We start from the raw sequence: 21,909 nt of genomic DNA on the forward strand, positions 1-21,909 counted from the left end.
GCACGCCTTCGCGGGAAGGTCGCGCCGTCTCGGGCTGTCGTACGAGAAGAACGCATGCGGCATCGCCACACGCCCTCCTGGAGCCCACCCATCAAGTGGCCACCGCGCACTGTGATTGAAACACGCACCGCCCGCCTGGGCCAAGCGGCACCGCGATCGTGCCGCCGCGTGGACTCAGCGCGGCGTGGACTCAGCGCGGCGTGGACTCAGCGCGGCGTGGACTCAGCGCGGCGTGGACTCAGCGCGGCGTGGACTCAGCGCGGCGTGGACTCAGCGCCGCGGGTCACCGGGCCCGGCGCCCGGCTCGGCACCCGGCCCGGGGCCGCCCTGTGACGGACCCCTTGTCGGCTCCTGTGTCGGGCCCTGTGTCGGGCCCTGCGTCGGGCCCGGCGGCTGTCCGTACCAGGGCGGCACGGCGGGGCCACCGCCCTGCCATCGGCCCGGGGGCGGGGCGCCCGGCGCGTACCCCGGCGGAGGCACCCCCCGCGCGGCGTTCGCCTGGTGGCGCTCCGGCAGCGGGAACGACAGCCTGGCGTAGGCCATGAGGTCCGCGAGCGAGCGCTGCTGGGCGCGGAAGGCCTCCTCGTCCACCCCGCCCCGGGCCGCGCGGGCGTGCAGCAGCCCGAGCTCGGTGGAGGCGACCTGGTAGTCGATCATCGCCCGCGCCCCGGCCCTGCCGCCGTGGGCCTTGGCCCACACCCTGGCCTGCCGACGGCGGCGCAGGGACGACAGCATGAAGATGTCGGCCTGGTTGATCAGCCCGTTGCGCTCGTACGGCGGCAGGTAGTGGTGGATCAGGCCGACGATCCGCCGTCTGTCCCGGAAGATCACGATGAGCTCGACGATGAGCAGGATCATCAGCAGCAGGTAGGCGATGGCGAGCCCGCCGAGGCCGGCGAACGTGGCGAAGCCGTTCCAGAGGCCGTGCAGCACCATCGCGCCGATCCACCCGATGACGATGACGACGACCCCCACCGCGCCGCCGCGCTGGGCGGCGTACGCGACGGCGATGCCGATCAGAGAGGTGAACAGCGGATGGGCGAACGGCGACAGCACGGCCCGCAGCACGAGCGTCGCGGCGAGCCCCTGCGCGCCGTTCTCCTCCAGGGCGGCCAGGTAGTAGCTGACGTTCTCCGACATGGCGAAGCCGAGCCCGACCATGCTGGCGTAGATGATCCCGTCGGTGGGCCCGTCCAGCTCCTGCCGCCGGAACCACAGCAGCCCGAGCAGGACCAGCCCCTTGGCCGTCTCCTCCACGGGCGGGGCGCCGAAGGTGGCGACCAGGTTGCGCGCGCTCGTCGCGTCCCCGAGCTGATGAGCCACGTAGACGAGGTTGAGCGAGTTGAGCACGCCGGCGAGCAGCACGGCGATGCCCGCGCCCCAGGCGAACGCGAAGATCAGGTTGGTGCGCGGCTCGGGTTCCATGCGGTCGAGGGCGAGCACGCCAGCGAGCAGCAGCGGCACGGGGGCCACGGCGAGCCCGAGCGCGATGAAGAACTGGACCGGATCGCCGTTGATGATGTCGAAGGAGAACGACACCAGGGCGCAGATTCCGGCGACGACCAGACCCACGATGAGGCCGATGGACGGACGCTCTCTGAGAACGGCGCGGGGGTCGAGGCCTGCCACTGTGCGACTGTAACCGACCACGCCCGCCGCGGTCCTCCTCCGGCCTCAAAAGATCCCTACGCATTCCGTGCCATGGCAAGTATCCCGCAGGCACGCGGTCGTCCCGAGCACGTGCCGGTTGCGGGCACAATGGGCGATCATGGATGTCGCACCACGTGAGGGGCTCGGACGACGCGGTTTCCTCCGTGTCGCGTGCGCCGCCGCCGTCGGCTCGGTCGCCGCATGCGCGCCCGGGTCCCGGGAAGGCTCCACTCCCGCCTCCCCTTCGCCCTCTGCCACCTCCTCGTCGCCGGCCAGGAAGGCGACGGCGGAACGGCTGCTCCCCGGCGACGCGGACTGGCGGCTGCGCAGGCGGGGCCCGGACGAGGCGATCGAGGGCTACGGCGACCGCGCCAGCGTGCTGCCCGGGGAGTCGTTCGGGCTGCACGTCTCCACCACCGAGGGCCGCTACCGGGTCACGGCCTACCGGATGGGCTGGTACGGCGGGACACTAGCCCGCCGGGTGTGGCGTTCAGGGTGGATGAGGGGACGCGACCAGGGCCGCGGACGGCTCGCCGGCGACACCCGCACCGTACGGGCCGGGTGGCGGCGCTCCCTGAGCGTGTCCACGGAAGGCTGGCCGGAGGGGGCCTACCTGCTGCGTCTGGACACCGAGCGCGGCCACCAGCGGTATGTGCCGCTGGTCGTGCGCTCGGCCTCCGCGGCCGGCCGGACGGTCCTGGTCCACGCCACCCCCACCTGGCAGGCGTACAACCGGTGGGGCGGCTACAGCCTCTACTACGGCGAGGACGGCCGCTACGAGAGCCGCTCGCTCGCGGTCAGCTTCGACCGGCCCTACGACAGCACCGGGATGGAGAAGTTCCTCATCCACGAACGGCCGGTGGTGGCCCTCGCCGAACGGCTCGGCCTGCCCCTGGCGTACACGACGGGCGGCGACCTGGAGGCCGGCGACGACGTGCTCACCGGCGCCTCCGCGGTGATCTTCCTCGGGCACGACGAGTACTGGACGCCCGGGATGCGCCGCACGGTGACCGAGGCCCGCGACGCCGGCGCCAACCTGGCCTTCCTCGGCGCCAACACCTGCTACCGCCGCGTCCGGATGGAAGAGGACGGCAAGCTGGTGGTCTGCTACAAGACGGCGGTGGACCGCGACCCGCTCGTCCGGACGCGCCCGTCGCTGGCGACGACCGACTTCCGCGCGGCGCCGAAGGCCGATCCCGAGTCGTCGCTCATCGGGGTCTACTACGACGGATATCCGGTGGACGCGCCGTTCGTGGTGCACGAGCCCCGTCACTGGATCTTCGCGGGCACCGGCGTGCGCCGCGGCGACGCGTTCGCGCACCTCGTGGGCGTGGAGTACGACCGGGTGAACACCGACGTGCCGACGCCCAGGCCGCTGCAGATCCTCGCCCACTCGCCGGTGACCTGCGTGGGGCGGCCCAGCTTCGCCGACGCGGCCTACTACACGGCCCCGGGCGGGGCCGGGGTGTTCGCCTCGGGGACCATGCGGTGGGCCGAGACGCTCATGGCGCGCACCCGCGACCTGCCGCGGGCCCACGGCATCGACGCGCGTACGCGGGCCTTCGTCACCGCGGCGACGACCAACCTGCTGAAGGGCTTCGCCGAGGGACCGGCCGCCGAGCGCCTGCCCGCCCCCGACGACAACGTCCGCCGCACTTATCGCGCCTGACGCTCAGGGCGTCGCCGGGGGTTCGCCGAGTCTTCGCGGGTTGGGCCGGATTGACCGCCCGCCCGCTCAGAGCCGACGCACAGACGAGGTCCCGTCCGAACCCCGGACGGGACCTCCTGGGTGAAGCGAGCGAATCAGGCGAACAGGGAGTCGAGCGCGACGGCGAGGAACAGCAGCGCCAGGTAGATGTTCGACCAGTGGAAGAACCGCATCGGGCGCAGGTCGACGCCGGTCTTGCCGGCGTTGACCCGGCCGAGCAGGCGGTAGACCTCCACCAGGCAGACCGCGCCGAGCACGAGCGCGGCGGCCGGGTAGAGCAGGGAGGTGCCGGCGATCGGCCACAGCAGCAGCGAGCACAGCACGGTGGCCCAGGTGTAGACGACGACCTGCTGGACGACCCGGCGCTCGGTGGTGACCACCGGAAGCATCGGCACGGCGGCCGCCGCGTAGTCCTCGCGGTAGCGCATGGCGAGCGTCCAGGTGTGCGGCGGCGTCCAGAAGAACACGACGCCGAACAGCACGACCGGGGCCCACGACAGCCCGCCGGTGATGCCGGCCCAGCCGATCAGCACCGGCATGCAGCCGGCGATGCCGCCCCACACGATGTTCTGCGACGTGCGCCGCTTGAGCACCAGCGAGTACACGAAGACGTAGAACAGGATCGCGCCCAGCGACAGCGCGGCGGCCAGTCCGTTGACCGTGAGCGCGAGCCCGAGCGTGGAAAGAGTGCCGAGAATCACACCGAAGACCAGTGCGCCGGCCGGCGACACGTCGTGCTTGGCGAGCGGCCGCCTGCGGGTGCGCCGCATCGTCCGGTCGATGTCCCGGTCGATGTAGCAGTTCAGGACGTTCGCACTGCCCGCCGACAGGGTGCCGAAGACCATGGTGGCGGTCGCGGTCCACAGGTCGGGCAGGCCATGCGCCGCGAGGAACATGACCGGCAGGGTCGTGATCAGCAGCAGCTCGATGATCCGGGGCTTGGTGAGCGCCACGTAGGCCTTCACGAGCGCCCCGATGGAGCGGGGAGCCGTGGCCGTCGCGGCGGACCCGAGGGGGGTCACCGTCTGCTTGTTCGTCAGGACCGTCAAGGCGCTTCCATCACATGCGGGGTCAACGCGTAACCTCTGATTAGGGCGGATCTCCGGGCAGCCTGTCTGCGGGCGGCAGCCGGCACTTGGTCAATCACTGTAGTCGCCACCGCAGGTGGTCCCCGAACCGGGGCCGAAGCCGCAGGCGCTGTTACCGAGGTGGCTACCAAACGGTATTACGAGGAACCCGTTAGGGTCCCCTGTGGGCGGGAAATGCCAGAACCGGCGCGAAAAACAAGAGGGGATCGAGCAGTTGAGCAGCGCAAGCCTTGAGTGGAGTGATCTTGACCGGCAGGCGGTCGACGTCGTGCGGGCCCTGGCGATGGACGCCGTGGAGAAGGCGGGATCGGGTCACCCCGGCACCGCGATGAGCCTCGCGCCCGCCGCCTACCTTCTGTTCCAGCGGATCCTGCGTCACGACCCCTCGGATCCCAAGTGGGCGGGACGAGACAGGTTCGTCCTTTCCTGTGGGCATTCGAGCCTGACGCTCTACATTCAGCTCTATCTGTCCGGCTACGGCCTGACCTTGGACGATCTCAAGGCGCTCCGGCAGTGGGACAGCCTCACCCCGGGCCACCCCGAGCACGGCCACACGGCCGGCGTGGAGACCACGACCGGCCCGCTCGGCCAGGGCCTCGGCAACGCGGTCGGCATGGCCATGGCGGCCCGCCGCGAGCGCGGCCTGTTCGACGCGGACGCCGCGCCCGGCGCCTCGCCGTTCGACCACATGATCTGGTGCTTCGCCTCCGAGGGCGACCTGGAAGAGGGCATCAGCCACGAGGTCAGCGCTCTGGCCGGCCACCAGAAGCTCGGCAACCTGGCCGTGGTCTTCGACTCCAACCACATCTCCATCGAGGACGACACCCAGATCGCCCTGTCCGAGGACATCGCGAAGCGGTACGAGGCGTACGGCTGGCACGTCCTGGAGGTCGACTGGACCACGACCGGGGAGTACAAGGAGGACGTCCAGGCGCTGTACGACGCGCTGGAGGCGGCCCGCGCGGAGACCGAGCGCCCGACGTTCATCAAGCTCCGCACCATCATCGGCTGGCCCGCGCCGAACAAGCAGAACACCGGCAAGATCCACGGCTCGGCCCTGGGCGCCGACGAGGTCGCCGCGACCAAGCGCGTCCTCGGAATGGACCCCGACAAGAGCTTCGACGTGCCCGCCGACGTGCTCGACCATGCGCGTGAGGTCGTCGCGCGCGGCCGGGCCCTGCGCGCCGAATGGGACAAGGGCTACCAGAGCTGGCGCGAGGCCAACCCCGAGCGGGCGGAGCTGTTCGACCGGATCTCCAAGCGCAGGCTGCCGGAGGGCTGGGACAAGGCGCTGCCGTCGTTCGAGATCGGCTCGCAGGTCGCGACCCGGAAGGCGTCCGGCGAGGTGCTGAGCGCGCTCGCGCCGGTGCTGCCGGAGCTGTGGGGCGGCTCGGCCGACCTCGCGGAGTCCAACAACACCACGATGAAGGGCGAGCCGTCCTTCATCCCGGACGAGTACCAGACCAAGGAGTTCCCAGGGAACCGGTACGGCCGGACGCTGCACTTCGGCATCCGGGAGCACGGCATGGGCGCGATCCTGAACGGCATCGCGCTGCACAACGGCACCCGTCCGTACGGCGGCACGTTCCTGGTGTTCAGCGACTACATGCGGCCGTCGGTGCGGCTGGCCGCGCTGATGAAGCTGCCGGTGACCTACGTCTGGACGCACGACTCGATCGGCCTCGGCGAGGACGGCCCGACCCACCAGCCGATCGAGCACCTGTGGGCGCTGCGCGCGATCCCCGGCCTGGACGTCGTCCGCCCCGCCGACGCCAACGAGACGGCGGCCGCGTGGAAGGCCGTCCTTGAGCACAACGACCGCCCGGCCGGCCTCGCGCTGACCCGGCAGAACGTTCCCACCCTGGACGGCGCGGGCGACCCCGACGCCGTCGCGCGCGGCGGCTACGTCCTGCAGGACGCGTCCAACGGCCAGCCCGACGTCGTGATCATCGGCACCGGCAGCGAGGTCCAGCTCGCCGTCGAGGCCCGCACGATCCTGGAGTCGCAGGGCATCCCGACCCGCGTGGTCTCGATGCCGTGCGTGGAGTGGTTCCGGGAGCAGGACGCCGCCTACAAGCAGACCGTGCTGCCCCCCGCCGTCAAGGCCCGGGTCGCGGTCGAGGCGGGAATCACGCTGGGCTGGCGCGAGTTCGTGGGAGATGCGGGCGAGGTCCTGGGTCTCGAGCACTTCGGCGCGTCCGCACCGTACAAGACGATCTACGAGCAGTTCGGCCTCACCGCCGACCGCGTCGTCGCCGCCGCCAAGGCCAGCCTGGCCAAGACGGGCGCCGACAAGGGCGAGACGACCGGAAACTGAGGGACGAAGGATGAATGAGAATCTGAAGCGGCTGACTGACGCCGGAGTCTCCATCTGGCTCGACGACATCAGCCGGGAGCGCCTGCGCTCCGGCAACCTCGCCGCCCTGATCCGCGACAAGAACGTGACTGGAGTCACTTCCAACCCCACGATCTTCGCCTCCGCGCTGAGCAAGGGCGACGCCTACGACGCGCAGCTGCGCGACCTCGCCACCCGCGGCGTGACGGTCGAGGAGGCCGTACGCGCGATCACCACGTTCGACATCCGCTGGGCGGCCGACGTGCTGCGGCCGGTCTTCGACGCCACCCGCGGCGTCGACGGGCGCGTGTCGATCGAGGTGGACCCGCGCCTGGCCCGCAGGACCGAGGCGACGATCGCCGAGGCCCGTGCGCTGTGGTGGCTGGTCGACCGGCCCAACCTGCACATCAAGATCCCGGCGACCGTCGAGGGCCTGCCGGCGATCACCCAGGCCATCTCCGAGGGCATCAGCGTCAACGTCACGCTGATCTTCTCGCTGGAGCGGTACCGCCAGGTGATGGACGCCTGGCTGAGCGGCCTGGAGAAGGCGAAGGCCAACGGCCTCAACCTGGCCACGATCGAGTCGGTCGCGTCGTTCTTCGTCAGCCGCGTCGACACCGAGATCGACAAGCGCCTCGACAAGATCGGCTCGCCCGAGGCCGCCGAGCTGAAGGGCAAGGCCGCCGTGGCCAACGCCCGCCTCGCGTTCGCCGCGTACGAGGAGGTCGTGAACTCGCCGCGCTGGCAGACGCTGCGCGCGGCGGGCGCGCGCCCGCAGCGCCCGCTGTGGGCCTCCACCGGTGTGAAGAACCCCGACTACCCCGACACGCTGTACGTGGAGCAGCTGGTCACGGCCGGGATCGTCAACACCATGCCGGAGAAGACGCTGGACTCCTCGGCCGACCACGCCCGGATCTCGGGCGACACGATCCGCCCCTTCTACCAGCAGGCGTGGGACGTCATGGCCTCGCTGAAGCAGGCCGGCATCGACTACGACGACGTCGTCCGCGCGCTGGAGGAGGAGGGCGTCGAGAAGTTCGAGGCGTCCTGGACCGAGCTTCTCGAAACCGTCGACAGCGAGTTGCGGAAGGCCTGAGCTGCATATGTCAATCGAGGTGACCCTCGGCGACGAGGCGGACGCCGTCGCGGCGGTCAAGGACAAGCTCGTGGCCGAGGGGGTGCCCGCGGCTCTCGCCGCGGGCGACTCCGCGCTGTGGGGCCCGCAGGCGCAGCCGGAGGCCGCGATCCGGCTGGGCTGGCTCGGCCTGCCCGGCAGCAGCCGGGAGCTGCTCCCGGAGATCGCCACGCTGGTGGAGCGGGCCCGCGCCGAGGGCCTTGACCACGTGGTGCTCGCCGGCATGGGCGGCTCCTCCCTCGCTCCCGAGGTGATCTGCGCCACCGGGGACGTGCCGCTGACCGTCCTCGACACGACCGACCCGCACCAGGTGCGGCGCGCGCTCGCCGACCGGCTCGACCGCACGATCGTCGTGGTGGCGAGCAAGAGCGGCGGCACGATCGAGACCGACAGCCACCGGCGCATCTACGAGCAGGCGTTCCGCGACGCGGGGATCGACCCTGCCGAGCGGATCGTGGTCGTCACCGACCCCGGCTCGCCGCTGGAGCGGACGGCCATCGAGGCCGGATATCCGGTCGTGCTCGCCGACCCGAACGTGGGCGGCCGCTACAGCGCGCTCACCGCGTTCGGCCTGGTCCCGAGCGCCCTGGCGGGCGCCGACGTGGCCGGGCTGCTCGACGACGCCGCCGCGGTGGCGCCGCTGCTCGCGCAGGACGAGGGCAACCCGGGCCTGGAGCTCGGCGCGCTGCTCGGCGCGCGGGCGCTGCAGGGGCGCGACAAGCTCATCCTGCGCGACGCGCCCTCCGAAATCACCGGCCTGCCCGACTGGATCGAGCAGCTCATCGCCGAGTCGACCGGCAAGGAGGGCAAGGGCATCCTGCCCGTCGTCGGCGCCGAGGCCGCCGAGGCCCGCGACCAGTTCCTCGTCACCATCGGGCCCGACAGCGGCACGACCGTCGACGGCCCGCTCGGCGCGCAGTTCCTCGTCTGGGAGTACGCGACGGCGATCGCGGGCCGGGTGCTCGGGATCAACCCGTTCGACCAGCCCAACGTCGCCGAGTCGAAGGAGAACACCACCCGGATCCTGCAGGAGGCCGGGGACGGCCCGCTGCCGACCGGCACCCCGGTGCTCACCGACGGCCCGGTCGAGGTGTACGGCGACCTGCCCGGCGACCTCAAGAACCTGGCCGACGTCCTCACCTGGCTGCTGCGCGCGATTCCCGAGCGCGGCTACCTGGCGATCATGGCGTACCTCGACCGCGAGGCGGCGTTCGACGCGGCGGTCATCGGCGATGCGTCCTTCGAGGAGATGACCGAGACCTGGGCGAGCGCCGACGTCGCCACCCTGCGGGCGCTGCTCGACTACCGCACCGACCACGCGATCACGTTCGGCTGGGGCCCGCGCTTCCTGCACTCCACCGGCCAGTACCACAAGGGCGGGCCGGAGGCCGGGGTGTTCCTGCAGATCACCGGGGTGGTGACCGACGACGTCGAGGTCCCCGGCAAGCCCTACACGCTGGGCCGGCTGCAACTCGCGCAGGCGCTGGGCGACCTGGGAGCCCTGACCTCCCGCGGCCGGCCGGCCGTGCGCCTGCACCTCACCGACCGCGTCGCCGGGATCAGGCATTTGCTCTCCGTGGCGGAGGAGCTCTGACCATGCGATGCGTTACTGGCGAAGGGCCCGTCCGCAGGGAGGACACATGACGGAGCAACAGGAGCCGCAGGCCCCCGCCGACGACGCTCTGCAGGCGCCGGACTCGTCCGGCGTCGCGCAGGAGGCGGGGGACGAGTTGACGAATGCGGAGCGGGCGATCCTGGCCGCCGCTCAGGCCGCCACGACCGCGACCACCGAGCTGACCATGGCCGCCAACCCGCTGCGCGACCCGCGCGACCGGCGCCTGCCCCGGGTCGCCGGGCCGTGCGTGCTCGTGCTGTTCGGCGTCACCGGCGACCTCGCCAAGCGCAAGCTGCTGCCGGCGATCTACGACCTGGGGAACCGGGGGCTGCTGCCCCCGGGCTTCTCCCTGGTCGGCTTCGCCCGCCGCGACTGGGCACACGAGGACTTCGCCCAGGTCACGTACGAGGCGGTCAAGGAGCACGCGCGGACGCCGTTCCGCGAGGAGGTCTGGAAGCAGCTCAGCGAGGGCATCCACTTCTGCCCGGGCGAGTTCGGCGACGACGGCGCCTTCGACGTGCTCGCGATGATGCTCAGGGAGATCGACGAGACCCGGGGCACCGGCGGCAACTACGCGTTCTACCTGTCGGTGCCGCCGAAGTTCTTCCCGCTCGTGATCGAGCAGCTCAAGCGGACGAACCTGGCCAAGGGCCCCGACGGCTCCTGGCGCCGGGTCGTCATCGAGAAGCCGTTCGGGCACGACCTGAAGAGCGCCCAGGAGCTCAACGCGATCACCAGCGCGGTGTTCCCGGAGAGCTCGGTCTTCCGGATCGACCACTACCTCGGCAAGGAGACCGTCCAGAACATCCTGGCGCTCCGCTTCGCCAACACGCTGTACGAGCCGATCTGGAACCGCGGGTACGTCGACCACGTCCAGATCACGATGGCCGAGGACATCGGCATCGGCGGCCGGGCCGGCTACTACGACGGCATCGGCGCCGCCCGTGACGTGATCCAGAACCACCTGCTCCAACTCCTCGCGCTGGTCGCGATGGAGGACCCCACCTCCTTCGACGCCGACGCGCTGCGCCGGGAGAAGGAGAAGGTGCTGCGGGCCGTCAAGCTGCCCGCCGACCTGGCCACCGGCACCGCCCGCGGCCAGTACGTCCGGGGCTGGCAGGGCGGTGAGCCCGTCGTCGGCTACCTGGAGGAGCAGGGCATCTCCTCGGACTCCGCCACGGAGACGTACGCCGCGGTCAAGCTGGAGGTGGCCAACCGCCGGTGGGCCGGAGTGCCGTTCTACCTGCGTACGGGCAAGCGGCTCAGCCGCCGCATGACCGAGGTGGCCATCGTCTTCCAGCGGGCGCCGCACCTGCCGTTCAGCAAGGACGACACCGAGATCCTCGGGCACAACGCGCTGGTCATCCGCGTCCAGCCGGACGAGGGCATCACGGTGCGCTTCGGCTCCAAGGTGCCGGGCACGGCCATGGAGGTCAGGGACGTCAACATGGACTTCGCCTACGGCGAGTCGTTCATGGAGTCCTCCCCCGAGGCCTACGAGCGGCTGCTGCTCGACGTGCTCATCGGCGATCCGCCGCTGTTCCCGCACCAGCGGGAGGTGGAGCTGTCGTGGAACATCCTCGACCCGATCGAGGAGTTCTGGGCCTCCCAGGGCCAGCCCGAGGGGTATGCGTCCGGCTCCTGGGGTCCCGCCTCGGCCGACGCGATGCTGGCCAGGGACGGACGCGCCTGGAGGCGGCTGTGAACGCGGCTGTCAGCACGGCGCATCTGGGGTCAAGCGAGCGGAGAGCGGTGTGACGACCTTCAACCTGACCGAGACGACCGCGTCGAGGATCTCCTCGACGCTCACCCGGCTGCGGCACCAGATGGGCGCGCCCGCCGTCGGCATGGTGCTGACCCTCGTCGTGGTGGTGGACGAGGCGGGACAGTACGACGCCCTGCGCGCGGCCACCGACGCGGCGCGCGAGCACCCCTCGCGCATCCTCATGGTGATCATCCGCGACCCGGCCGAGCCCAACCGGCTGGACGCGGAGATCCGCGTGGGCGAGTCGGCACCGGGCGAGGTCGTGCTGCTGCGCCTGTACGGCGAGCTGACCGAGCACGCCGATTCGGTGATCACGCCGTTGCTGCTCACCGACACGCCGGTGGTGGTGTGGTGGCCGGGCGAGTGCCCGGAGATTCCCGCCAAGCACCCGATCGGGCACCTGGGCAGCCGCCGGATCTTGGACGCCAGATCGGCCGGGGAGGCGGTCGCCGCCATCTCCTCGCGGGCCGGCAGCTACGTCCCCGGCGACACCGACCTGGCCTGGACCCGGCTCACGCCGTGGCGCAGCCTGCTGGCCGCCGCCTTCGACCAGCCCATGGGGAAGATCACCGGGGGCGTGGTCGAGGCCGCGGCGGGCAACCCCAGCGCGCCGCTGCTGGCCGCCTGGCTGTGCGACCGGCTGGAGGCGCCGATCGAGATCGCCGACTCCGCCGGCCCCGGCCTGACGGGCGTGCGGCTGTCCATCGAGGGCGGCGGCGAGCTGACGGTGAGCAGGACCGACGCCAGGCTCGCCACGCTGTCGCGGCCCGGCAACCCCGACCGGCGGGTCGCCCTGGCCCGCAGGCCGACCTCGGAGCTGCTGTCCGAGGAGCTGCGCAGGCTCGACCCCGACGACATCTACGCCGCCGCGATCCGCCGGCTGGCGGAGATGAAGGGGCGGGGACGGGCGTGACCGGCGTTCCCACCGTCCTCGTCCACCGCGACGCCGAACTGCTGGCCCAGGCCGTGGCCGCCCGCCTCATCACGCGGCTGGTGGACACGCAGGCGGCCCGCGGTTCCGCGCACCTGGTGCTGACCGGCGGCACCGTGGGCATCGCGACGCTGGCCGCCCTCGCGGGGACGGCGGCGCACGACGCCATCGACTGGCGGGCGCTCGACGTCTGGTGGGGCGACGAGCGGTTCCTGCCGACCGGTCATCCCGAGCGCAACGAGACCGGGGCGCGTCAGGCCCTGCTCGACCACGTCGACGTGGACCCGGCGCGGGTGCACCCGATGCCCGGCCCCGACTCGGGGATGACCGCCGAGGAGGCCGCCGACGCGTACGCGGTGGAGCTGGCCAAGGCGGCCAGGCCGGAGGACCACGGGCCGGTGCCGTCGTTCGACGTGCTGATGCTCGGCATGGGCCCCGACGGCCACGTGGCCTCGCTGTTCCCCGGCCAACCGGCCGTATACGAGGAGGAGCGGCCGGTCGTGTCCGTGCACGGCTCCCCCAAGCCGCCGCCGACCCGGCTGTCGCTGACGTTCCCCGCTCTGCGGGCCGCCAGGGAGGTCTGGGTCGTCGCGGCGGGCGAGGAGAAGGCGCAGGCGGTCAGGATGGCGCTGTCCGACGCCGGGCCGTTCCAGATTCCGGCCGCCGGGGCGCGTGGGCGGCAGCGGACGCTGTTCCTGCTCGACCGCGCCGCCGCACACAAGATCCCACCATCGCTGGGGCGGATCGCCTCCCCCTGACGGGAGATCACACCGGAACGGCCGGGCCGGGGCCTACGCCCCGGCCCGGCCGTTCCGGTGTGAGACGTCACCAAGGTGAGGCAGCACCGCCCGCTGACCGACGTCACTGCGCCGGGCGTGAGGTCCGGCCCTCGCGAAGCCCGCTTCCCCGGGCGTGAGGTCCGGCCCTCGCGAAACCCGCCGCTCGGGGCAGAAGGTCCGGCCCTCGCGAAGCCCACTGCGCCGGGCGTGAGGTCCGGCCTTCGCGAAGCCCGCTGCGCAGGGCCTTCGCTGTGGGCCTCCCTCCCGCCCGCTCCTCCCCGCCGTGCCTTCATTCGTGGCCTGATCGGGCCTCGTCCAGGGCGGCACGCGCTTCATCGACACGTGTACAGCCCGAGCGGGCGGCGCGTTCGGCGTTCGTCTCCTCGCGGCGGGCGACCTCCAGCCGGTGCTCGGCCGCGTTCAGCTTGTCCTTGGCCTTGGCCAGCTTCGCGTTGAGCGTCTCGACCCTGGCCGTCCGCCGCTCGCGCTCGCGTGCGGCCTCTGCTCGCTCGGCTTCCCAGTCGGCGCGGCCACGCTCCGCCTCCAGTGCGGCCCGCTCAGCCTCGGCGAGAGCGCCTTCCAGCTCCTTGATCCGGCGTTCCCGCTCCGCACTGTGCTGTTCCCGCTCCGCTGTGTGCTGTTCCCGCTCCGCAGTGTGCTGTTCCCGCTCTGCTGTGTGCCGTTCCTGCTCGGCTTCCCGGCGTCCGGGCTTCTTCCGCGCTGCCGGTTCGGGTGCGGTCCGTACGATCGGCGCGGGTGTGAAGCCGCTGTAGCCCAGAGGGCGGGTCAGCCGGCCCAGACGCACCTGCTCGGCCGCGTCCTCGTCCACCACGGCGGCGTCGAGGGTCTGCTCGATCTCCAGGTCGGCGGCCGGGGCCAGCGGACGCCCGGCCTCCTCCGCCGTCTCGCGCACGGACCGGACGAGACGGGCGATGAGCGGGGTCCGTTCGCGGCCCGCCTCGGCCAGGGCGTCGGCGTCCTGGGCCCGCCACGCGTCCCGCAGCCGCCGGCCGAGGTCGAGCAGCCGGCCGAGTTCCTCGCTCCGCTCCCGGGCGGTCCGGTTGACGGCCCAGGCCACGACGGTCGGCTTGTGCAGCGCCTTGATCCGCTTGGCCAGCGCCGCGTCGCCCGCCGCCTTCGCCTCCTTGGCCAGCGCGTCGCGGGCCGAGGTGAACTCCTCGGGCACCATGCCGTAGAGCCGGTCGGCGGCCTCGTCGACGTCCACAGACCACGTGTACCCGACTTCTCCGCCGCGTTCCACCATGGTAGGTACTCCTCCCATGGAGTTCTTCTGTTATCACCGCGACCGGCCCGGCTCGGGGGCGCTGCGCGACGAACTGCTGGAAGAGCATTGGTCCTACATGGACCGGTACGACGCGGAGATGATCGCCCGTGGCCCGACCTTCGACTGCGTCACCGACGTCGCCACCGGCAGCGTGCACATCGTGGACCTACCGGATCCCGCCACGGCGCGTGCGTTCGCCTTCAACGAGCCCAACTACCAGGCCGGTGTGTATCGGGACGTGATGGTACGGCGTTGGCGCAACGTGCTGGGTCGCACCATGTGGGACTTCCCCGGCGGCAGGGACGGCGGCAACCGATACCTGGTGCTGGGCCTGGGCGCCGGGGAGGCGGCCGACCTCGTCCCGCCGCCCGGCCGGGACGAGCTGATCGCCTACGGGCCGCTGCTGTCCGATGACGGCACCACCTGGCTGGGTACGGCGGTGCTGGTCAGGGCGCCTGACCCGGACGCGGCACGCGCCGTCCTGACCCAGGGCCGGTACGCCGACATCGAGGTGCACGACTGGGAGTTCGGCGGGCGGCGCTGACGCACCGCGGCGACCAAGCACGGCGACCCGTCCTGGTCCGGTGCCCTGAGCAACACCGGACCAGGAGGATCACCTGTGATGACGTCAGCTCGGGGAAGCCGTCGCCATCACGCCCACGGCGATCCGCGCCTCCATCACACCGGGATCCTCGGTGTGGGTGAGCGTCGCGCCGAGGGAGCCGAGCAGCCTGCGCATGCGCGTGTTGTCGTGCAGAAGGGTCGCCCGCACCTCGGCGAAGCCGAGGTCCCTGGCCTGGGCGAGGAGCATCCGCGCCAGCCGGCCGCCGAGCCCCCGGCCCTGCCAGCGGTCCTCCACGAGGAAGGCGATCTCCGCGATGCCCGGGTCCGCGGAGAACGTCAGCGACGCGAGCGCCACCACCTGGCCGTCGTGCCCGACGACGAGCGACTGGCCGCGGGCCCGATCGCACAGCCGGTCGAAGACGCGCGGCGGCAGGGTGGGGTTGGCGGTGAAGTAGCGGAACCTGCGCGTCTCGGGTGAGCAGCGCTCATGCAGGTCGCGCAGCGCCTCGCGGTAGAGCGAGGTCAGCGGCTTGACCTGCACCTCCGCGCCGTCGGCGAGCCGCACCGGCCCCTCGGCCGCGGACGGTTCCGCCGGCGGCTGCGTCAGCCGCACCATCGCCGCGGCGCGGGCCGCCTCGGTCAGGGTGAACGGGAGCCCGGAGCGGCGCAGCCGGATGGACCGCCGCGGCGCCACGGGCACCACGAGCAGGGTCGGGTCGGGCAGCTCCAGTGCCTCTCCGTCGGCCCGGTCGCCGTCCTCCTCCCGCGAGCGCACGGCGCTCGCGCCGTACACCCAGCGGGCGTCGTCGGCGCGCAGCAACTCGCCCAGGATCTCCGGCAGGCGCCAGGGAGCCGAGCGCAGCCGGGCGGCCAGCAGCAGCGTACGGGTCGGCTCATCGGTCAGTTCGTGCGCGGTGGCCGGCACGATCCGCACCCGCCTCCCGCCCGCGGCCTCCAGCGCCGCGCGTACGGCCTCGGGGGAGGCGGGGATGTCCGTGACGAACTCGTCGACCGTGCCGTCCGTGTCGGGCTGCACCGACAGGCCCAGGATGTTGCCGCCCTTGCCGGCCAGGGCGGTCGCCAGCGACGCCAGGCGCCCGGGACGCTCGTCCACGGTCGTACGGATCCGGAAGAACCCCATCGCTACCCGCTCCCTCCGTTGTGCCGGCCTTCAGCCTGCCGGAGCGCTGTTACGCGCCTGCTACACGGCGGTGAGCCGATGGTTTCCTTCCGATGGAGGACGTTACGAATACTGTTATCCGCATGTGTCTTCGTGAATCTCCACGACATCCGTCGCCGAATGGCGGGATGAGTACGGATACAGCAGGATGTGCACCATGACCGCTCCCCTGTCCCCCGGTTTCGTCAACGGCGAGGTGTCCTTCTGGTACCGGTCGCCGGGGATGCCCGCGCCTGGAGAACCGCTCGGCGGCGACCTGCGGGCCGACGTGGCCGTGGTCGGCGCCGGCTACACCGGACTGTGGACCGCCTACTACCTGAAGAAGGCCGACCCGTCGCTGCGGATCGTCGTGCTGGACAAGGAGTTCGCCGGGTTCGGCGCGTCGGGACGCAACGGCGGCTGGCTGACCGGCGCGCTGGCCGGCTCACCCGAGCGGTACGCCAAGACCCACGGACGGGACGGGGCCCGGCTGCTGCAGCGCGCGATGTTCGAGGCCGTCGACGAGGTCATCCGCGTCGCCCACGGGGAGGGCATCGACGCGGACATCGTCAAGGGCGGCCTGCTCACCGTCGCCCGCGGCCCGGCGCAGGACCTGCGGCTGCGCGAGGAGCTGGCGGGCCAGCGCGCCTGGGGCTGGGACGCCGACGACGTCCGGTTGCTGACCACCGACGAGATGAACGACCGGCTGCGCGTGGCGGGCGCCACCGGGGCCACCTGGAGCCCGCACTGCGCCAGGATCCAGCCGGCCAAGCTCGTCCGCGGTCTGGCGCGGGCCGTACGGGACCTGGGCGTCGAGATCTACGAGCAGACCCCGGTGACCGCGATCACGCCGGGTGGAAGGACACACCCGGCGGCGGCGGTCACGCCGTACGGGACCGTGCGGGCGGACCACGTGCTGCGCTGCACCGAGGGATTCACCGCCACCATCACCGGTCACCACCGCGACTGGCTGCCCATGAACAGCTCCATGATCGTCACCGAGCCGCTGCCCGAGCGGGTCTGGGCGGAGATCGGCTGGCAGAGCCATGAGCTGCTCGGCGACATGGCGCACTACTACATGTACGCCCAGCGCACGGCCGACGACCGCATCGCCTTCGGCGGGCGTGGCAGGCCCTACCTGTACGGATCGCGGATCGACGAGCGGGGGCACACGCACGACTGGACCGTGGACGCCCTGTGGGACCTGCTGGTCGCGTTCTTCCCGGCCGTCGCCGGGTCGCGGGTGGAGCACGCCTGGTCGGGCGTGCTCGGCGTGCCGCGCGACTGGTGCTCGGCCGTCCACCTGGACCCCGTGACCGGCCTCGGCTGGGCGGGCGGCTACACGGGCCACGGCGTGACCACCACCAACCTGGCCGGCCGCACGCTGTGCGACCTGGCGCTGCGCCGCGACACCGACCTGACCCGGATGCCGTGGGTGGACCGGCGGGTGCGCGCCTGGGAGCCCGAGCCGCTGCGCTGGCTCGGCGTCCACTCGATGTACCGTCTCTACCGCCTGGCCGACGCCCGCGAGAACAGGGGCATGGCCAGGACGTCCGTACTGGCCAGGATCGCCGACAAGATCACCGGGCACTGAAAGGCTGATTTGTGAGTTCCTCCCTCCTGTTCCGCGGCGGCCGCGTCTTCGTCCCCGGCGGGTTCGCCGAGGCGGTGCTCGTCCGCGACGGCGTCATCGCCGCCGTCGGCCCCGAGTCCGACCTCGTACGGCTGGCGCGGGACGCCGAGCCGATCGACCTCGGCGGCGGCCTGCTGACCCCGGGAGTCACCGACGCCCACATCCACCCCGTGCAGGCCGGGCTGGAGCGGGCCAAGTGCGACCTGGCCGAGGTGTACGGGCTCGACGCCTACACGGCGGAGATCGGCGGCTACGCCGTGAGCAATCCGGACAAGGCGTGGATCGACGGCGGCGGCTGGGACATGTCGGCCTTCCCCGGCGGCCTCCCCCACCGCTCCCAGCTCGACTTCCTCGACCGCCCGGCGTACTTCGTGCAGCGCGACCACCACGCCGCCTGGGTCAACACGCGGGCTCTGGAGCTCGCCGGCATCACGAAGGACACCCCCGACCCCGCGGACGGCCGCATCGAGCGCGACCCGGACGGCACGCCGAGCGGCGTGCTGCACGAGGGCGCCATGGACCTCGTCGGCCTGCTCACCACGCGCCCGACCCCGGCCGACGTCGACGCCGCCCTGATGGACGCACAGGCCCACCTGTTCTCGCTGGGCATCACCGGCTGGCAGGACGCCATCGTCGGGTCGTACGCCGGGTCGGACGACCCGCTGCCCGCCTACGTCCGCACGGCCGCCTCCGGGCGGCTGAAGGCGCGCGTGGTCGGCGCCCTGTGGTGGGACCGCGCGCAGGGGGCGGAGCAGATTCCGAGCCTGATCGAGCGGCGCGCGGCGACCGAGGGCCTGGACCGGTTCCGGGCGACCTCGGTCAAGATCATGCAGGACGGCATCCCGGAGAACTTCACCGCCGCCGTCATCGAGCCCTACTGCCGCTGCGGCGGCACCGGCCTGTCGTACATCGACCCCGCGCTGCTCGGCGGGTACGTCAAGGAGCTCGACGCCCTGGGCTTCCAGGTGCACTTCCATGCGATCGGTGAGCGTGCCGTGCGCGAGGCGCTCGACGCGCTCACCGGCACCGACCCCGCCAACCGGCACCACATCGCGCACGTCCAGATCATCACGCCGCAGGACGTGCCGCGCTTCTCCGAGCTCGGTGTGACGGCCAACCTGCAGGCGTTGTGGGCCACCCACCACCTGCAGATGGACGAGCTGTGCATCCCCTACCTCGGCGAGGAGCGCACCTCCTGGCAGTATCCCTTCGCCGACCTCCTGCGGCACGGCACCCGCTTCGCCGGCGGCTCGGACTGGCCGGTCTCCTCGGCCAACCCACTGGAGGCAATGCACGTGGCGGTCAACCGCACCGAGCCGGGCAGCTCCGTCCACGCGACGTACCCGACGGCCCAGACCCCGTTCCTGCCGGAGCAGAGCCTCGACCTGCGTGCCATCATGACGGCCTACACCGAGGGCTCGGCCTGGATCAACCGCTCCCCCGCCGGGGTGATCGAGGAGGGCCGCCCGGCCGACCTCGTCGTGCTCGACCGCGACCCCTTCGCCCTCGATCCGAAGGACATCTGGACGACCGGGGTCGTCATGACGTTCCTCGACGGCGAGCCCGTGCACGGCGGATGACCGTTGCCGGCGCCCGCGGCCGGACGCAGGCGGTGACGCCGACGGCCCGCGAGCTCATACGGGGTGCTCGGCGCACAGGCAGCCGACGCCCTTATCGATCCATTCCGGGCCGGCCCACTCCGGGTGCCGCTCGATCATGAGCGCCCTGACCTCCTCGACGATCGTCTGCTCGCTCACGGCCGAGTCCCGGCGCGCCCAGGTCTCGTCGCGCAGCAGCTCGAGGTAGTCGCGGACGTCGGCGAGCAGCTGCGGGCCGCCGACGTCGCCGTGACCGGGCACCACCACCTGCGGCGACGCGTCGGCCAGCCGCCTCATCACGCTGATCCAGCGGATGCCGGAGACGTCGGTGTCGTACGGCGGGAACCACGGGAAGATGGCGAACTGCCCGGCCTCCACGAGATCGCCGGTGAACATCACCCCGGCGTCGGGGACCGTGATCACCTGGTCGCCCCTGCTGTGCGCCCGGCCGGCGGCTCGCAGCCGCACCACCCGCCCTCCCAGGTCGAGGTCGTACGCGTCGTCGTAGACGACGTCCGGACTGGCGATCTCGACGCCCTCCAGCTGCCGGGCGACCGGCTCGCCGAGCCCCCGGAACATTTCGAGGTAGGCGGCGCCCTTCGCGGCCAAGTCCTCGGCCTGCGCCCGGTTGACCAGGAATGTCGCCTTCCCGGCGAACACCTGCGCCCCGAACGCATGCTCCGGGTGGAAATGCGTCGTGGTCAGATAGAGCCTGCGACCTGCCGCGTACTCCGCCGCGAACGCGAGCACGGCCTCGGCGTTCCGCGGGCCCATGCCGGTCTCGACGACCAGCACGGAATGGGCGCCGCCGACGACGCCGATGTTGGGCACCAGCGGCACCCGGCGATTGGGGATCACCAGCAGGTCGCGGGCGAGCTCCCGCACATCCTCGATCCGCACGACGGGCTCGGGCAGCACGAATTTCGACATGACATCCACTTTCCGGAGAGCCTGGCAATCTGGCCGCTCCAGTCCATTACCGGATGCTGTGCCGCGTCCAACACCGGTTGCGCACGCCCGATACCGTCCCGGTATCGTCGCCGGTGATGGACCTACGCTCGCTGCGCTACTTCGTGGCGGTCGCCGAGGAGCGCCACTTCGGGCGGGCCGCCGCGCGCCTGCACATGACCCAGCCGCCGCTGAGCCGCGCCGTCCGGCAGCTGGAGGCCGATCTCGGCACTCTCCTGCTGCACCGATCGCCCACCGGCGTCACGCCGACCCCCGCCGGGGCCGCGCTCTACGAAGAGGCACGCGCGCTGCTGGAGCAGGCCGAGCGGGTGCGCGCCCGGGTCGCCGCCGCGGCCGGCGCCGCCACCCTGACCATCGGCACTCTCGCGGACAGCGCCGAGCAGGCCGGGGCCCGGCTCGCCGCGGCCTTCCGCCGGCGTCACCCGGGAGTCCAGGTACGCGTCCGCGAAGCCGACTTCACCGACCCGACCACGGGCCTTCGCGCCGGACTCGTCGACGTCGCCATCACCAGGGAGCCGTTCGACGACGCCGGGATCACCACCCGCCTGCTGCGCTCCGACCCCATGGGCGTGGTCCTGCGTGCCGACGATCCGCTCGCCTGTCGCGAGACCCTGCGGCTGAGCGATCTCGCCGGCCGCCCGTGGTTCCGGCTGCCCGACGGCACCGATCCCGTCTGGCGCGCCTACTGGAACGCCACCACACCGGGCGGCGAGCTCAGGGACGGCCCGGTGGTGCGCACGGTCCACGAGTGCCTGCAGGCGGTTCTGTGGAACGGCACGGTCGGGCTCGCGCCGGCGGCCCATCCGCTCCCCGAGGGGCTCGCGTCGGTGCCGCTGGCGGACATGCCGCCCAGCCGCCTCGTCCTGGCCTGGAACAGCGCCGACGCCGGCCCGCTGATCCGCTCGTTCGCCCACATCGCCACGAGCGTTTACCGCGCCGCCGAGCGGGGGCATGCGGATACGTGAAAGGCCCTCCCCGCCTGAGCGGAAAGGGCCTGCACGGTTGTCCGGATCGATGAACCGGGAGTCCGGATCAGTAGATCGGGCGGGAGGAGGAGCGCAGCCGCTCCAGCGCCTCGGCGAGAATCTGCGCGCCGTCCTTGTCGCTACGGCGCTCCTTCACGTATGCGAGGTGCGTCTTGTACGGCTCGTTCTTCGGCGGAGCAGGCGGGCTCGACTGGTCCTGCCCGGCCGGCAGCCCACACCGCGGGCAGTCCCAGAACTCGGGGACGGCCGCGTCACTGGCGAAGCTCGGGCGCGTCTCGTGCATGTTCGCGCACCAGAACGAGACCCGCACACGGGGGGCGGCCTCGCCGCGTTCGGCCTCTCCCATGGGGCCGGCGCCGACTCGGCTACCACGGATCGCGTTGCCACTACCCACCGATGAACTCCTTGCTCGATCGCCCCGCGGACGGGGGGAGGTGAATCTCTGCCACGCGTGGCCGGAGGCCGTCCGCTACGGCTTGAGCAGCAGGCCCAGCGCGATGATGCAGACGAACCAGACGACGCCGGTGATGACGGTGAGACGGTCCAGGTTACGCTCCACCACCGACGAACCGCCGAAAGAAGACGTGAACCCGCCGCCGAACAGGTCGGACAGGCCGCCGCCCTTGCCCTTGTGGAGCAGGACGAGCAGCACCATCAGAGCGCTCGACAGGATGAGGGCGATGGAGATTCCGATTGTCACCGTAGACCT

The 21,909-nt window shown here is 72.1% G+C and carries 18 protein-coding genes; 11 read left to right on the plus strand and 7 right to left on the minus strand.

What is annotated here, in order from left to right:
- Positions 1–270: 270 nt before the first annotated feature.
- Positions 271–1,629, minus strand: a complete 1,359-nt coding sequence (locus FLX07_RS20780) for a PrsW family intramembrane metalloprotease (protein WP_142572477.1) — start codon at positions 1,627–1,629, stop codon at positions 271–273.
- 139 nt (positions 1,630–1,768) lie between these two features.
- On the opposite strand from FLX07_RS20780, the gene FLX07_RS20785 reads away from it, so the two are divergent.
- Positions 1,769–3,319 carry a N,N-dimethylformamidase beta subunit family domain-containing protein gene (locus tag FLX07_RS20785; protein WP_142572478.1) on the plus strand — a complete coding sequence of 517 codons (1,551 nt, stop codon included), beginning with the start codon at positions 1,769–1,771 and terminating at the stop codon, positions 3,317–3,319.
- A 134-nt stretch (positions 3,320–3,453) separates the two neighbouring features.
- Here FLX07_RS20785 and FLX07_RS20790 read toward each other — a convergent pair whose 3' ends face one another.
- Positions 3,454–4,407 carry a heme o synthase gene (locus FLX07_RS20790; RefSeq protein WP_189105026.1) on the minus strand — a complete coding sequence of 318 codons (954 nt, stop codon included), beginning with the start codon at positions 4,405–4,407 and terminating at the stop codon, positions 3,454–3,456.
- 253 nt (positions 4,408–4,660) lie between these two features.
- Here FLX07_RS20790 and tkt point away from each other — a divergent pair, with 253 nt between their 5' ends.
- The 6 genes from tkt to pgl all read left to right on the plus strand — a co-directional run bounded on the left by tkt (position 4,661) and on the right by pgl (position 12,985).
- Positions 4,661–6,763, plus strand: a complete 2,103-nt coding sequence (gene tkt / locus FLX07_RS20795) for a transketolase (protein WP_223853908.1) — start codon at positions 4,661–4,663, stop codon at positions 6,761–6,763.
- Between the two features lie 10 nt (positions 6,764–6,773).
- The gene (tal, locus tag FLX07_RS20800) at positions 6,774–7,877 is read left to right on the plus strand and encodes a transaldolase (protein WP_142572479.1); all 1,104 of its coding nucleotides are present in this window, start codon (positions 6,774–6,776) and stop codon (positions 7,875–7,877) included.
- 7 nt (positions 7,878–7,884) lie between these two features.
- On the plus strand, positions 7,885–9,510 hold the full coding sequence (locus FLX07_RS20805; RefSeq protein ID WP_142572480.1) for a glucose-6-phosphate isomerase: 1,626 nt from the start codon (positions 7,885–7,887) through the stop codon (positions 9,508–9,510).
- Positions 9,511–9,715: 205 nt separating this feature from the next.
- The gene (gene zwf, locus FLX07_RS20810) at positions 9,716–11,236 is read left to right on the plus strand and encodes a glucose-6-phosphate dehydrogenase (RefSeq protein ID WP_142572544.1); all 1,521 of its coding nucleotides are present in this window, start codon (positions 9,716–9,718) and stop codon (positions 11,234–11,236) included.
- A 49-nt stretch (positions 11,237–11,285) separates the two neighbouring features.
- Positions 11,286–12,209 (plus strand): glucose-6-phosphate dehydrogenase assembly protein OpcA, encoded by a 924-nt coding sequence (locus FLX07_RS20815; protein ID WP_142572481.1) that lies wholly within the window; start codon positions 11,286–11,288, stop codon positions 12,207–12,209.
- Positions 12,206–12,985, plus strand: a complete 780-nt coding sequence (pgl, locus tag FLX07_RS20820) for a 6-phosphogluconolactonase (protein WP_142572482.1) — start codon at positions 12,206–12,208, stop codon at positions 12,983–12,985. Before FLX07_RS20815 ends, pgl begins: the two co-directional genes overlap by 4 nt.
- 310 nt (positions 12,986–13,295) lie before the next feature.
- Here pgl and FLX07_RS20825 read toward each other — a convergent pair whose 3' ends face one another.
- Positions 13,296–14,270: a hypothetical protein gene (locus tag FLX07_RS20825; protein WP_142572483.1), complete on the minus strand. Its 975-nt coding sequence runs from the start codon at positions 14,268–14,270 to the stop codon at positions 13,296–13,298.
- Positions 14,271–14,286: 16 nt separating this feature from the next.
- Between FLX07_RS20825 and FLX07_RS20830 the strand changes: the two genes are divergently transcribed.
- The gene (locus FLX07_RS20830) at positions 14,287–14,835 is read left to right on the plus strand and encodes a YciI family protein (RefSeq protein ID WP_142572484.1); all 549 of its coding nucleotides are present in this window, start codon (positions 14,287–14,289) and stop codon (positions 14,833–14,835) included.
- Between the two features lie 84 nt (positions 14,836–14,919).
- Here FLX07_RS20830 and FLX07_RS20835 read toward each other — a convergent pair whose 3' ends face one another.
- On the minus strand, positions 14,920–15,996 hold the full coding sequence (locus tag FLX07_RS20835; protein WP_142572485.1) for a GNAT family N-acetyltransferase: 1,077 nt from the start codon (positions 15,994–15,996) through the stop codon (positions 14,920–14,922).
- 196 nt (positions 15,997–16,192) lie between these two features.
- Between FLX07_RS20835 and FLX07_RS20840 the strand changes: the two genes are divergently transcribed.
- Together FLX07_RS20840 and FLX07_RS20845 are read left to right on the plus strand one after the other, a co-directional pair.
- Positions 16,193–17,608 carry an NAD(P)/FAD-dependent oxidoreductase gene (locus FLX07_RS20840; RefSeq protein ID WP_142572486.1) on the plus strand — a complete coding sequence of 472 codons (1,416 nt, stop codon included), beginning with the start codon at positions 16,193–16,195 and terminating at the stop codon, positions 17,606–17,608.
- 11 nt (positions 17,609–17,619) lie between these two features.
- Positions 17,620–19,227, plus strand: a complete 1,608-nt coding sequence (locus FLX07_RS20845) for an amidohydrolase (protein ID WP_142572487.1) — start codon at positions 17,620–17,622, stop codon at positions 19,225–19,227.
- A 54-nt stretch (positions 19,228–19,281) separates the two neighbouring features.
- Here the strand turns inward: FLX07_RS20845 and FLX07_RS20850 are convergent, their stop codons facing one another.
- Positions 19,282–20,175, minus strand: a complete 894-nt coding sequence (locus FLX07_RS20850; RefSeq protein WP_142572488.1) for an MBL fold metallo-hydrolase — start codon at positions 20,173–20,175, stop codon at positions 19,282–19,284.
- 116 nt (positions 20,176–20,291) lie between these two features.
- Here FLX07_RS20850 and FLX07_RS20855 point away from each other — a divergent pair, with 116 nt between their 5' ends.
- Positions 20,292–21,179 (plus strand): LysR family transcriptional regulator, encoded by an 888-nt coding sequence (locus FLX07_RS20855; RefSeq protein WP_142572489.1) that lies wholly within the window; start codon positions 20,292–20,294, stop codon positions 21,177–21,179.
- Positions 21,180–21,246: 67 nt separating this feature from the next.
- Here the strand turns inward: FLX07_RS20855 and FLX07_RS20860 are convergent, their stop codons facing one another.
- Together FLX07_RS20860 and secG are read right to left on the minus strand one after the other, a co-directional pair.
- Positions 21,247–21,594, minus strand: a complete 348-nt coding sequence (locus FLX07_RS20860; RefSeq protein ID WP_076441469.1) for an RNA polymerase-binding protein RbpA — start codon at positions 21,592–21,594, stop codon at positions 21,247–21,249.
- Positions 21,595–21,669: 75 nt separating this feature from the next.
- Entirely contained in the window at positions 21,670–21,900 is a 231-nt protein-coding gene (gene secG, locus FLX07_RS20865) for a preprotein translocase subunit SecG (RefSeq protein ID WP_142572490.1), read from the minus strand.
- Positions 21,901–21,909 lie beyond the last annotated feature (9 nt).

The sequence above is a fragment of the Microbispora bryophytorum genome (assembly GCF_006874465.1).
Classification (GTDB): Bacteria; Actinomycetota; Actinomycetes; order Streptosporangiales; family Streptosporangiaceae; genus Microbispora; species Microbispora bryophytorum.

What these genes read in the sequence shown, in the direction of transcription:
- FLX07_RS20785 (WP_142572478.1), top strand. Translation starts at nt 1,769, where the DNA reads ATGGATGTCGCACCACGTGAGGGGCTCGGACGACGCGGTTTCCTCCGT.
- tal (WP_142572479.1), top strand. Translation starts at nt 6,774, where the DNA reads ATGAATGAGAATCTGAAGCGGCTGACTGACGCCGGAGTCTCCATCTGG.
- FLX07_RS20805 (WP_142572480.1), top strand. Translation starts at nt 7,885, where the DNA reads ATGTCAATCGAGGTGACCCTCGGCGACGAGGCGGACGCCGTCGCGGCG.
- zwf (WP_142572544.1), top strand. Translation starts at nt 9,716, where the DNA reads ATGGCCGCCAACCCGCTGCGCGACCCGCGCGACCGGCGCCTGCCCCGG.
- FLX07_RS20825 (WP_142572483.1), bottom strand. Translation starts at nt 14,270, where the DNA reads ATGGTGGAACGCGGCGGAGAAGTCGGGTACACGTGGTCTGTGGACGTC.
- FLX07_RS20830 (WP_142572484.1), top strand. Translation starts at nt 14,287, where the DNA reads ATGGAGTTCTTCTGTTATCACCGCGACCGGCCCGGCTCGGGGGCGCTG.
- FLX07_RS20835 (WP_142572485.1), bottom strand. Translation starts at nt 15,996, where the DNA reads ATGGGGTTCTTCCGGATCCGTACGACCGTGGACGAGCGTCCCGGGCGC.
- FLX07_RS20840 (WP_142572486.1), top strand. Translation starts at nt 16,193, where the DNA reads ATGACCGCTCCCCTGTCCCCCGGTTTCGTCAACGGCGAGGTGTCCTTC.
- FLX07_RS20850 (WP_142572488.1), bottom strand. Translation starts at nt 20,175, where the DNA reads ATGTCGAAATTCGTGCTGCCCGAGCCCGTCGTGCGGATCGAGGATGTG.
- FLX07_RS20855 (WP_142572489.1), top strand. Translation starts at nt 20,292, where the DNA reads ATGGACCTACGCTCGCTGCGCTACTTCGTGGCGGTCGCCGAGGAGCGC.